11 protein-coding genes are annotated in these 12,423 nt (G+C 37.3%); 8 read left to right on the forward strand and 3 right to left on the reverse strand.

Features of this window, described 5'->3' with window-relative positions:
• The first annotated feature begins 11 nt into the window (after window positions 1-11).
• From NTX86_05600 to NTX86_05610, 3 genes are read left to right on the forward strand one after another with little or no spacing between them, the layout of a single operon-like run.
• On the forward strand, window positions 12-578 hold the full coding sequence (locus NTX86_05600; protein MCX5922769.1) for a hypothetical protein: 567 nt from the start codon (window positions 12-14) through the stop codon (window positions 576-578).
• Between the two features lie 26 nt (window positions 579-604).
• Complete coding sequence (locus NTX86_05605; GenBank protein MCX5922770.1) at window positions 605-979, forward strand: hypothetical protein; 375 nt, start codon at window positions 605-607, stop codon at window positions 977-979.
• A gap of 9 nt (window positions 980-988) precedes the next feature.
• On the forward strand, window positions 989-2,374 hold the full coding sequence (locus NTX86_05610; GenBank protein MCX5922771.1) for a deoxyribodipyrimidine photo-lyase: 1,386 nt from the start codon (window positions 989-991) through the stop codon (window positions 2,372-2,374).
• On the opposite strand, the gene NTX86_05615 is transcribed toward NTX86_05610, so the two are convergent.
• On the reverse strand, window positions 2,371-3,183 hold the full coding sequence (locus NTX86_05615; protein ID MCX5922772.1) for an A/G-specific adenine glycosylase: 813 nt from the start codon (window positions 3,181-3,183) through the stop codon (window positions 2,371-2,373). The two genes, NTX86_05610 and NTX86_05615, sit on opposite strands and share 4 nt — an antisense overlap.
• A gap of 92 nt (window positions 3,184-3,275) precedes the next feature.
• Here NTX86_05615 and NTX86_05620 point away from each other — a divergent pair, with 92 nt between their 5' ends.
• Complete coding sequence (locus NTX86_05620) at window positions 3,276-4,175, forward strand: L-lactate dehydrogenase (GenBank protein ID MCX5922773.1); 900 nt, start codon at window positions 3,276-3,278, stop codon at window positions 4,173-4,175.
• On the opposite strand, the gene NTX86_05625 is transcribed toward NTX86_05620, so the two are convergent.
• Both NTX86_05625 and NTX86_05630 read right to left on the reverse strand, forming a co-directional pair.
• Window positions 4,162-5,193, reverse strand: coding sequence for a pitrilysin family protein (locus NTX86_05625; GenBank protein ID MCX5922774.1), 1,032 nt, complete (start codon window positions 5,191-5,193; stop codon window positions 4,162-4,164). The genes NTX86_05620 and NTX86_05625 overlap by 14 nt on opposite strands.
• Before the next feature lie 29 nt (window positions 5,194-5,222).
• Window positions 5,223-6,737, reverse strand: a complete 1,515-nt coding sequence (locus NTX86_05630) for a pitrilysin family protein (protein MCX5922775.1) — start codon at window positions 6,735-6,737, stop codon at window positions 5,223-5,225.
• Between the two features lie 266 nt (window positions 6,738-7,003).
• Between NTX86_05630 and NTX86_05635 the strand changes: the two genes are divergently transcribed.
• From NTX86_05635 to nusA, 4 genes are all read left to right on the forward strand, one after another.
• Window positions 7,004-7,867 (forward strand): hypothetical protein, encoded by an 864-nt coding sequence (locus NTX86_05635; GenBank protein ID MCX5922776.1) that lies wholly within the window; start codon window positions 7,004-7,006, stop codon window positions 7,865-7,867.
• A 117-nt stretch (window positions 7,868-7,984) separates the two neighbouring features.
• Complete coding sequence (locus tag NTX86_05640; protein MCX5922777.1) at window positions 7,985-9,127, forward strand: ComEC/Rec2 family competence protein; 1,143 nt, start codon at window positions 7,985-7,987, stop codon at window positions 9,125-9,127.
• Between the two features lie 86 nt (window positions 9,128-9,213).
• The gene (locus tag NTX86_05645) at window positions 9,214-10,620 is read left to right on the forward strand and encodes a clostripain-related cysteine peptidase (GenBank protein ID MCX5922778.1); all 1,407 of its coding nucleotides are present in this window, start codon (window positions 9,214-9,216) and stop codon (window positions 10,618-10,620) included.
• 707 nt (window positions 10,621-11,327) lie between these two features.
• Window positions 11,328-12,407, forward strand: coding sequence for a transcription termination factor NusA (gene nusA / locus NTX86_05650; GenBank protein ID MCX5922779.1), 1,080 nt, complete (start codon window positions 11,328-11,330; stop codon window positions 12,405-12,407).
• Window positions 12,408-12,423: the final 16 nt, after the last annotated feature.

The raw sequence follows: 12,423 nt of genomic DNA on the forward strand, positions 1-12,423 counted from the left end.
ATAGGGAAAACATGTCAAAAGCTTTTTTTGCATTATTACTATTCTTTTCCTCCGTTCGTTCATCTCAAACAAACACCTTTTTCATTGAATATTCTGTTGAGCCAGAAATATGCTACATTGAGCGAAGTCCCTACGACCATGAATTTAATCGCCTGGCAGAATCTGCCGACCACATGCTTTTTGATATTGCTGATGAAATGGTTCATTTTATTGCCAAATTTCCGCCAGAATATCGTTATTATTGCCAAGATCTATTGATAGACATGCAGGTGATGCTCAATGGGGCCAGTTCTCTATGGCAAGACTATATTACTGATTATTATGATGCTTACGGACCTTATACACTATCCCAACTACAACGGATCAATCCGGCATTAAAACGATTAGGAGAAACACTTTATAGGTTTCGGGGTAACTTTAAAATAGGCATTAATACTTATCGAAACGCCTTGATAAATATTAATGATGCGCTCGACCATATGATCTATCAATTAACTTCGTACCCAACATTTGACAGTATACAAGAGATTCTTGATGTTATTAATGACGTTACTAATAATCTACGTAGGATTTCATAATTAATCACAACTCATAAAGGAATACCATGTATAAAATATGTTCTTCTATAATATTTCTAGCTTATCTCCTTTTAATTACCATAACTCCTCAAATATCTGCCTTCGATTATTCATTAACAAGAATGCAGAATATCGTAAAAGTATCACTACAAACAACCGCAGCCGTAACAACCATGGGCGGACTTTGTTATGGATCGTATCAATTTGCAAAAGCTTTAAAAGGTTGGATAACACAATCAAACGACAAACAACAAGCGGAAGAAGAGCAAAGGACCATTGATAAGAGCTTGCTCAGAGCTCTAGCCGCGCTTCGCCTCTGTATTCTGACAGGCATTGTCGCAACCGCAGACTGGACATTCATGGTCGGACATTTTAATATGTTTGAAATACCATTACCATAAGATAAAATTATGAAACTTAACTATAACAAATCATTATTTATTTTCAGACACGACCTTAGAATCGATGATAATATCGGTTTGTTGAATGCTGCAGCGCAATCAGAATCCATTGTCCTGTGTTTTATTTTTGATGAATACCAAGAATCAAACACAGAGATTTTCAATAATAATAATGCTCTGCAATTTATGATTGAATCGCTACAAAATTTACAAAACAAACTACACGAGAACCAGGGCAAACTTCATCTCTTTAATGGCAAAACAGAAACTATCATTAAGGATCTTATTAAGCACGAATCCATTGACGCAATTTTTTTAAATAAGAGCTACATTCCGTCAAGCATAAAACAAGAAGAGATTATTAAAGAATTATGCCTCAAGGCAAACATAGCATGCGAGCTATCACACGATTTTTTATTAAATGAACCGAATACAGTAAAATCATTAAGCGGCAGGCCATACGAGAAATTTACACCATTTTTTAAAAATGCATCTAAATTTCATGCAGTTGCCAAGCCACAGAAATTCAAAACGGCCAATTTCTATACAAAAAAAATAGATTCGACTGTTGGTACTGAAATTTACAAAATAATCCTTAAAGAAGAAAACCCGCGCATTGATTCACATGGTGGTAGGGATAACGGCCTTAAAATCTTTAAAAATCTTAAACACTACGAAGATTATGACAAAGAACGAGACTATCCCAACTTGGAAGCAACAACGCATTTGTCAGCACACCTTGCTTTTGGGACTGTTTCAGTCCGTGAAGCGTATTATGCCATTAAGGAAGCTCTTGGTATAAACCATACACTCGTTAAACAACTTTATTGGCGGGATTTTTTTGCGCATGTTGCCTATTACTCACCGTTTGTTTTTGGACATTCGTACCAAAAAAAATATGATGCACTGTGGTGGGAGAATGATAAAAAGAAGTTTACAGCCTGGTGCCAAGGCACAACAGGATTTCCTATCGTTGATGCTGGCATGCGGCAACTTAACGCAACAGGGTTTATGCATAACCGTGTGCGTATGATTGTTGCATCGTTTTTAACAAAAGATTTACACATCGACTGGCGCTGGGGCGAAAAATATTTTGCTCAAAAGCTGATTGATTACGACCCTGCAGTTAATAACGGCAATTGGCAGTGGTGCGCATCAACGGGTTGTGATGCACAACCATATTTTAGAATTTTCAATCCATGGCTACAACAAAAAAAATTTGATAATAACTGCGAATATATTAAACAATGGATTCCGGAACTCAAAAACATTGCTGCCAAAACTATTCATTTATGGTTTAAGCTAACCTCGCCGGCCATCAAAGAATATCCACGGCCTATTGTTGAGCATGCCAAAGAGAGTGTTCTAGCAAAAAAACTATATAAGCAATGTTAAGAAATCATATACTCATCATTATTTTTTCTCACAAATCCTTCATTACACAACTGCTCAACAATTTTTGCAACACGCATACTCTCTTTTTTTGTTGCTTCAACGAGTTGTTCCATGTTCATAGATTGCGCTGTTAAATAGCGCAACACCATGCCACGTACTTGTCTATCGGACCCTTCGAATTTTGACTGCGTTGCATGATGCTTACTTTTTCTACTCGGATTAGCATGTTGTTGTTTAAGCAACACTCCGTAATCCATCAACGCATAATACCACTCACGCGCTTTGCTATCTACTGTTTGCGCAATCAGTGGTTGCAATTCCTTGTCAGAAATTTCGGTTTTATCTTTAAAAAAAGTGTGAATATACACAGCACGAATATTGGTCTCAATAAATACCGTCGGCATATTGAACGCAAACGCACAGATCGAACCTGCGGTATTTTTGCCAATGCCAGGAAACGTTACCAGAACTTCTGGATCTGCTGGCAATACGCCGTTAAATTCTGTCATGACGCGTTGTGCAATTTTTTGTAATGCCATGGCACGTCGGTTGTAACCAAGCCCCTGCCAGACGCTTAATACATCACGCAATGGCGCTTGTGCCAAACTTTCAAAATCAGGAAATTCTGCTAACCATAACTCATACTTTTGTGCAACACGATGTGTTTGCGTTTGTTGCAACATAATCTCTGAAACAGTAATAGCATACGGATCATGCGTGTTGCGCCAAGCAAACTGGCGACCGTTCGCTGCGTAGAAATTCCAAATAAATTTTTGAAACGATGCGATATCTTTTTTTGTTAACTGCATTGTTGATTCCATTTAAACCTTCTCTTGCAAGTTCTACATGCTGCGAGTAATAATACTCTTAACAGTGTAACGTACTTAAAAAAGGATGCCTAATGAAACATTCCAAAATAGCTATCATTGGTGCTGGACGCGTGGGAACGACAACCGCCTACGCATTAATGCTCAAAAATATTGCAGCGGAAATTTTATTAGTTGATGTCGACCCGATACGTTGCAAGGGAGAGTTTTTAGATCTTTCAGATGTACTCCCTTTCAGTTCCACTTCAATCGTAAGAGATGCGACCTTGCAAGAAGCAGCGCAGGCAGACATTATTATTATTACGGGAGGTAAAGCACAAAGTCCAGGGCAAACACGTCTTGATTTATTAAAAATTAATCTTAAAGTGATGGATGCCATTGTAGATGGCCTCGCATCATTAAATAAAAACGCTATTATTATCGTGATTAGCAATCCACTTGATATTCTCACACAACACATTCAGAATAAAAATATTTTACCAAGAAACCAGATTTTTGGTTCAGGAACATTTTTAGATTCAACAAGGCTACAAGGCGCCCTGGGTCTTAAACTAAATGTTGCACCAAAATCGATCCATGCTTACATTTTGGGAGAACATGGGGATACACAATTTCCCGCATGGTCTTCTGCTTACTGTGATGGCAAATCAATTTCAGAATGCCTATCGCGTAATGAATTAGAACAAGTCGCGCAACAAACTAAACAAAAAGCATATGATATTATTAGTTGTAAAGGGTCGACCTTTTATGGCATTGCAAGTTGTGCAACCGCATTGTGCGAAAGTATCATCTTTAATCAAAAACAAGTTATTCCCGTTTCTTGCTATCAAGAAGATTTGGGAGTTTGTTTGAGTGTTCCTTGTGTAATAGGAGAAAAGGGAATAGTAGAACTATTCCCTTTATCGTTAAATGCACAAGAAAAAAATCAACTACAACAATCTGCTCAGAACCTCAAGGCTCTTATGCAACCGTAGTGTCTTTATCAACACGACCAATTCTCAACGTCATTAAGGCATCCTTCTTAAGCACCTTATTTACCGCTGCAAGCATCGCTGGCAAATCAACTTTTTTAAGTTGCGCTGCACGATTATTAAAGAAATCAGCAGGAAAGTTAAAACGATCTAAGAACAAGAAGGTGCGCGCAGTACTTTGATTTGATTCAAAATTATTCATCAAAGAGTTAACTACAGCGTTACGTGCTTCGACCAGCTCTTCGGCGGTAATGGTATCTGCAACGTTCACCATAGTGTCGGTAATTGCTTTTTCAGCTTCTTTTAATCGATCAAGTGACACGATTGTTTTGACAAGAACCATGCCTGGTTGTTCATCCGCATTGGCAATCAACGATCCATTGATCGTATAAAACAATCCAGTTTGTTCGCGTAGTTGAAACAATTTTGAATGCAGCGAGCCCAAAGCCCCTGATCCAAAAATTTGATCGAACAACAACAACTTATCATAGTCAGGGTGCTTTCTATCGATTGAAAGTCCTGCGTAGCAGAGCACTACCTGATCTCTGTTGATAGGATAATTAAATTGCCCATCTTCAAGCGGCGCAAGTTCCGGGAAGTTAATGCTCTCAACTTCTGGCCCTTGCCATTTGCCGATCGTTTTTTCTAATACTTTTTTAAGGTCGTAACCTTTAAGATCACCAACGATAGCGATTTTAGCGCCATGAGGTGTAATGTATTTTTTATAGAAATCTACTAGGTCTTTTCTGGTTATTGAATCAACTGATTCTTTTGTCCCCAGCATGTTCTTGCTATAAGGGTGCCCCTTATACACACGCTCACGAATCAACTGCCCAGCAAAAGATGATGGCTCATCCCAAAAGTTTTTAATATCCGCATTAATTTGTGCACGAACTTTTTCGATTTCGTCTTTATTAAAAATAGCCCGACTTAAAATTTCCTCTAAAATCTCTAGGCCTTTTTCAAGATCGCCGGCTAACATACTCATGGCAACCGTGCCCGGCATAGCATTAAACGACATGCCGCGTGATTCAATTTCCTGTGCAAGCTCTATACCTGTATATCGCGCGTACGAGCTGACAAAATCTCTTGATCTTCTTCATCAGAATGCTTTTGTAATGCTGTCCAGAAAGGCTTTTCTCTTTCTGGGAGCGACAATACAGTGCCCATATGCATAACAGATGGCCTAAAGTAGTTTGCTAGCAACTCCTTAATATCTTGCCCAAGTTTTGGTGTAGGATTCTTGAGATAATTAAAGATATAGTTTTCATCGCCCGTGGCTAAGTAATGCTTGCCAATTGAGTAGGCTTGTTTTTCAGTGTTTTCTAAAACATTATAGAGTTTCATTTGCGCTTTTTTAACGGCACGGCTCAACTCTTGCTCGCTCACGCCATCTTTAATAATAGCGTCAATTTCCGCCTGTATCATTGCTTGAATTATTGGAGCATCTGCCATATCTTTTGGTTCATACATAATAAAGAAAAGACTATGATCAAACAGATCCCAATACGAAGTTGATAGTGAAGTTGCTAATTGTTCTTCATCAACAATTTTTTTGTATAAACGTGAGCTTTTGCCTGATCCTAAAACCCAAGAAGTTAAATCTAAAATTTGCTCATTTTTTTGCGCAATACCAGGGACAACAAAAACTAAAGCTTGCAATGGTTGTTGTACATCGCGATAAAGTGTAACTGCCTTTGAAGATATACCCTGGTTAAGATAATGTTTATCTTTTTTGTAGGTAGGGTTAGCTGGAATTTCACCAAAATATTTTTCAGCTAGAGAGAACACTTCGTTGGCATCTACATCACCAACAACCACTAAGGTAGCGTTGTTAGGTGCATAGTGTTTTTTATAGAACTTGGCCAAATCAGCGCCTCGCACATTCCATAAATCTTGTTTATAGCCAATAATAGGATAATGGTATGGGTGATCAGGAAAAATAGCAGAAATTAATTCTTCTATTAAGCTTGACTGATAATCATCTTTATACATTTTTAATTCTTGAATAACCGCCTTCATCTCAGAATTAAGATGATCATCCTTAAATGCACAATTTAACATACAGTCGGCCATTATTGGTAAAGCTTCTTGCCAATGTTGCGTTGGAAAGTTAAACAAATACCCGGTATAGTCAAAAGAAGTAAATGCATTAATGCCGCCAGAAAGCATATGGGCAACAATGTTAATGTCGGATTCTGTAAGTTTTTTTGTGCCCTTAAAGATCATGTGCTCAATTAAATGGGCAATACCTTTTTCTCCACTTTTTTCATCTTTAGACCCAACATTATACCAAATTTGTAATGAAACTTTTGGTATATTGTGAGCCGAATGGACTAAAATGGTCAAGCCATTCTTAAGGACCTTTTTATACACGGGGTTATTGCTCTGTATGTCTGTTGCCATTTCTTTAGTATTCCTATCTGGTAATGTATCATTATTTTTTTGAGTTTGCTTTTTTTGCTCACTGCTCACAACGGTTTGCCGAGCAAAACACAATGCATAACTACTGCACACAATAAATAGTATATGTATTTTACATAATAAATTAGTCCATTTCTTCATAATAACTACAACCCTTTTTATGTATTGTTTCAATTTTTTAAAGAAATTAAACAAAGATATTAAACTCTGTTGTGCTTATCAACTACAAGAGAACTATCAAAATACTATGATCTGTATAAAAAACCAACAACTGATTTTTATGATGCACTTAACAGCCTATCTCATAGATTTTATCTGAGATATTGATTTGTAAGACCCAAAATACCTAGAATACAAAAGAAATAAAATTACTTTATGGTTATGATTGGGAAAATCAGGAGAAAAACATGAAAAAAATATGGCTCAGTATCTTAACTCCCGCAGCTGCCGTTCTAAGCCTCTGTCTATTCTATCAAGAGAAAGACCAAATAGACTCATTAGAAACCTCCGTTGATGCTTCGTTAAGTCAAGATGACCAAACAATGAACACTCAAGAGGCAGCCAATGTTATCGATAATATTACCAAGCAAATTACACAGTATAAAAAACAAATTAAAAATATTACTGATACAGCAATACAAAACGACTTTAGCTTGCTCAATGAACTAAAAAAAGCAACTGATCAACTCAATAAAATCAAAGACGAGTCTGGCATTACCGCATTAGAAACCAAAATAACACAGGGAGAAGATGAGGCGAATCAAGCTGCGGTGGCCGTTTATAGCAAAGCATTTAATCCTGATACCAATATGAATTATTTTCGAGAAATCAACCAACAAGTGTATGCAGCAAAAAAAAGCATTAAGGACTCTCTAAGCAAGCTTGATACTTTAAAACGAGAGATAAAAGAGAAATTAACAAACTCTGATTGGCTGACGAAGATCCAAAAATATGGAACCGCAATTGACGCACAAACAACTAAAGAACAAACAGCAGTAACAGCGTTCACAAGTGGAATATTACAAGCAAAAGCAAATCTTATAGGCGCCCGCGCAAATGCTGCCACAAAGCTTGACCCAGCCGAACGATTCCTCAATGCAGTAAATCTTAAAATACTGAAAAAAGCTGCTGACACTTCAACTGAAAATAAAGTCAAAATTGATCTCTACGAAAATGCCACAAGACAATTACAGTTAATATTGGAATTTATCAGAAACCCTAAAGTGGCCATGACCCTCACAGAAGAGCACCTTGCAGGTATAGATTCATAGTCATTCATACTTAATTGACATCAGCATTAAACAAATAGAAACTTTTTAAAAAATTTAAATATGGTATCATTGTAATGAAATGGTACCATATAATTTATATAGAATTTTCAAATAACTATGTCGACATTATTATCCAAGCAGTTTGTTTCTTGCCAGATGCATCCGATTTTTTATATCACTGCACTATTTGCCTGTGGTATAGTGGCTCAGTCACAATCTGATCTGCCAATCTCGACTCTACTGTTTGCCATTATTATATGCACTTCTTGCGCTCTCTATAAAACTCTAAAAAATCCTAGTGCGTGGTTAATGTGGGCATTACTGTTCGCATTGATATCAGGAGCGCTTTGCTACGAATCCCAAAAAGCAAACCATGAACTTGGCACCATAATTAACCTCAACACACCTTGCACAATCACTGGCACCATAACAAGCATTACGCCTCTTGAGCACCAACGATTAAAACAGTGCATTAATCTAGAAACCAAAACTATTCAGCAAGGCACCGGTACACCTGACCTGATCTATACTCGCAAAACCATTGCGTTTTACACAATGAAAAAAACGGACGCCAAAGTTCAAGATACCATTGAGCTTAAAAACGTGACCCTTAAGACAACTTCCAATAATGCCTACAATGACTATTTAATAAAAGAAAACATAGCCGCAACATTATTTTTACCAACCCTAGACTATACCCTAATTAATCGACCAATATATAGCCCGAGCCGTTGGTTATTTTATTACAGAGAATCACTCTTAAAACAATGTAAGGCGAAGCTTTCCTGGACAACAAGAGCATTATTTTCATCAATTTTTTTGGGCAATAAATTTTGTGGAAAAAAACAGATGGAAAAATCAAAAGACTCATGCAAGGCATGGGGAATATCCCACTATCTTGCGCGATCTGGCCTGCATATGGTGATTTTTATTATAGTATGGCATATTTTACTCAGCCTGTTACTGATTCCTCTATTCTATAGAAATTTATTTCTTATTTTTTTGAGCATGTTATATTACGTCCTTAGCTGGTCAAGTATTTCCTTTTTCAGAGCTCTTATTGGGTTTATCTTATTTAAAACATGCGCCCTCCTTAAAGTCCCCTCACAAGTATTCCATCTATTGACAATAGTCACCCTCATAGTGCTTGTCTATAATCCAATGCAACTTTTTTTCTTAGACTTCCAATTAAGTTTTGGACTAACATTTGCCCTTGCGTGGTTTAATCGCATACACAGCAAGAAGTTGCATGATAATTAAAAAATATTGATTATCTCTTTCGATATCACCTAGAATCGATCTAAGAAATCTACTTGAACTTTATTTCTCTAGAAAAAAGGAGACCAATGGTTATCAAGGAAATAAAAAAACTTAGTTATTATCTTTTTTATTTATTGTTTGTATGCACAACACAATCACGCAATGAGGTTATTGATACAAAAACTCACGTAGAAAGATCTGTTTCTCATAAGGCCAACAGGGTGAAAGATTGGACCTTTATTGTTTATATAGCTGCTGACAACAATTTGCGCAATTTTGCGGCACGCAACATAAAGCAAATGTCAGAGATTGGCTCCAATGATTTTCTTAATATTGCTGTCCAGCTAGACATCAGAATTACCGGCAATAAAAAAATCACTCGCCGCTACTACGTAGAAAACAATAAAATTCTCCACGTCAATAGCGCTGACTCATCGTCACAACAAATGGATAGCGGTGACCCAAAGACCCTTGTATCATGTTGTAAATGGGCCATCGAAAATTATCCAGCACGTAACTATGCACTTATTTTATGGAACCACGGAACCGGCATAATCGATCCTGACATTGGCAGAATTGTTAATCCTGCTGAATTGTTTGTCTTCAACCCAAACATAAATAAATTTGAACTCGATCGTAGCATTGGCTTTTTAGACTGCATTAATGATATCGACTCAAAACTGTATAATGACTCCTGGCGCGGTATCTGTTGGGACGAATCAACAGGCAATTATCTAACTAATCAAAAACTCGATAGCGCCCTTGCGGAAGTCACCCAAAAATTCTTAGGCGGCAGAAAGTTAAATATTTTAGGGTTTGATGCCTGCCTTATGGGAATGATTGAGATTGCGGAAATAGCAAAACAATACGCTCAAGTTATGGTCGGCTCTCAAGAAGTCGAACTCGGACCTGGCTGGGATTATCAAAGAGTTCTTGAGCCATTTCGCTCTGGATCAATTGATTACATAACATTCGCAAAACACATGGTTGATGTTTATGCTGAAACATATGGCAAAATTACCAATGATTACACACAGGCGGCAATAAACTTGGACAGCATTGACGCCCTAGAAAACAATATCAATACCGTTGCAACATTATTAAGCGATGGCCTTCGACTACAGAAAAATGGCTCAGTTAAAAATGCAATTCAAGCAAGCAAAAGCAAGTTGCTGTGCACCCATTTTGATGAACCAAGCTACATTGATCTGCACCACTTTTATACCAACTTGCTTGCAAATCTTAAATACTTCACCTTCATCAATGAACAACAAGGGGCCAATATTAAAAAAACACTTGGCCAAGCCTTAGAGGATGGAAAAAACATCATAAAGTCGGTGGTTATTGCAAACCAAGCAGGCAAGAATTTAAGTCTCGCACAAGGAATCTCTATTTACTTCCCTGAACGACGCATACACTCCTCATATTATAAAACTTCTTTTGCAGCAAGCAATAAATGGGCAACCCTACTATCGCAATATCTTTTGCTATAAAGAGGACGGTAAATCTTTACATAAGTAAGAACTATAAAGGTCGATGCTTAACAACCAAGCATCGACCTTTTTTTATTGAGTCAGCGCAAAACAATGCTGCTACCTCATAACACACCACCTCATTACAGCTACAACTGGTGAAATCCTAAAAACTAAGCTCGCACGCAACAGCAATTCAAATGGGAATTAACATCAGGCAATCAAAGCACAATGAATTCAGCCTGTGGTGGTGGATAAGTGGTGGATAAGTGGTGGATAAGTGGTGGATAACTCAAAGATCTATTTTTCAAAAGCATTACCGGAAAGCGCTAATCGATTAAAAAAACTTTAAAATCATCACTGGATAACACTATTGATGAATCACAAAAAAGTTATCCACCAGTTATCCACCACTTATCCACCACTTATCCACCAGAGCATGACTCCAGTGATAAGTCTACTGGATCAGCTTAAAGTATGCGTTAAAAAAAAGTTATCCACCAAAAACGGCCCCACCTATTATTATTATAAGCTTTATAAAGTTATATAAATAATAAATAAGCTCAAAACAAATTCCCTAAAAAAGAACTCTAAAAGCTTGATCGGGATAAGGCTTGAGATTAATATGAAAAGCATACTTTCATTTTTTATATCTTTTAGGTATACTCAAATATATTGTTGCAATAGAGCATCCAAAAATTAGATATCTTTATTAGTCGAAGGTCGCCGTGAAACTTGCTGATGTAATTGATGAACTCGTAGAAGAGAGAGGCCTTGATAGGGCTGTTTTAAGTTCTATTATTGGCGAAGGAATGTATGCTGCTTATGAAAAGCGCTACCCAACCTTAACGCTACGTGTTGAATATGATAAAAAGTCTGATGAAATAGTTGTTCAGGTACAAAAAGAAGTTGTATCCACGGTTACGGATGAGGATCATCAGATCAGTGTAAAAAAAGCACGCTTTATCGATAAAGATTGCGAAGCTGGTCAAATACTTTGGATTTCCTTTGATGGGAAAATTGGTCGTATCGAAATTTTGCGCGCCAAGCAAATCATTGCAAGTAAGATTCGTAAAATTGAAGCTACGGCAATATTTGAGGAATTTAAACCTAAAGAAGGCACCATTGTTCACGGATCTATTCACAAGTGTGAGCGTGGTGGTGTAGTGGTTAAGATGGGCGACAATCTTGCTTTCTTGCCAAAATCTCTTTCTATTCCAAGCGATAAGTGCATCGTTGGCTTCCCAATTAGGGCCTTGCTAAAGGAAGTTCTGTTGGAGCCGCGCAACGAAAATCAATTAATTCTTGATCGCGCTTCAGATTTATTTTTACAACGCTTGTTTGAGTTAGAAATTCCAGAAATTTTTGAAAAATTGGTAGAAATTAAAAGAGTGGTTAGAATTCCAGGCTATAAATCAAAAATAGCAGTGATATCTAATGACCACAATATCGATCCAGTTGGCACTTGTGTTGGTGTGGGCGGCAGTCGTATCAAACCGATTCTTAAAGAGTTGGGCGATGAAAAAATTGACGTTGTTGCATGGAATGATAACCTCGAGTTATTGGTAAAAAATGCATTAAAGCCTGCTGAAATCAATCGAGTAGAAATTGTTGAAAATAATACAGCACACATTTGGCTCGATGAAGATCAGCGATCGCTTGCGATTGGTAAGATGGGCCAAAATATTTTATTGGCATCACGTCTGACTGGCATGAATATTCAATTGATGCAAACCGTTCCCTCCTCAACTGATGAGCGTTTTGCTAAAAATGAAGAAATGTACAATGATATTGAGGGCTTGGAATAGTACTGCACCTATGTAT

The sequence above is a fragment of the Candidatus Dependentiae bacterium genome (genome assembly GCA_026389015.1).
Lineage (GTDB): Bacteria > Babelota > Babeliae > Babelales > Vermiphilaceae > JAPLIR01.

Bases quoted from the DNA above. Each gene is read 5' to 3' on its own strand.
- NTX86_05645 (MCX5922778.1), top strand. From the start codon at position 9,214: ATGGTTATCAAGGAAATAAAAAAACTTAGTTATTATCTTTTTTATTTA.
- NTX86_05640 (MCX5922777.1), top strand. From the start codon at position 7,985: ATGTCGACATTATTATCCAAGCAGTTTGTTTCTTGCCAGATGCATCCG.
- NTX86_05610 (MCX5922771.1), top strand. From the start codon at position 989: ATGAAACTTAACTATAACAAATCATTATTTATTTTCAGACACGACCTT.
- NTX86_05635 (MCX5922776.1), top strand. From the start codon at position 7,004: ATGAAAAAAATATGGCTCAGTATCTTAACTCCCGCAGCTGCCGTTCTA.
- NTX86_05615 (MCX5922772.1), bottom strand. From the start codon at position 3,183: ATGCAGTTAACAAAAAAAGATATCGCATCGTTTCAAAAATTTATTTGG.
- NTX86_05605 (MCX5922770.1), top strand. From the start codon at position 605: ATGTATAAAATATGTTCTTCTATAATATTTCTAGCTTATCTCCTTTTA.
- NTX86_05625 (MCX5922774.1), bottom strand. From the start codon at position 5,193: ATGTCGTTTAATGCTATGCCGGGCACGGTTGCCATGAGTATGTTAGCC.
- NTX86_05620 (MCX5922773.1), top strand. From the start codon at position 3,276: ATGAAACATTCCAAAATAGCTATCATTGGTGCTGGACGCGTGGGAACG.
- NTX86_05600 (MCX5922769.1), top strand. From the start codon at position 12: ATGTCAAAAGCTTTTTTTGCATTATTACTATTCTTTTCCTCCGTTCGT.
- NTX86_05630 (MCX5922775.1), bottom strand. From the start codon at position 6,737: ATGAAGAAATGGACTAATTTATTATGTAAAATACATATACTATTTATT.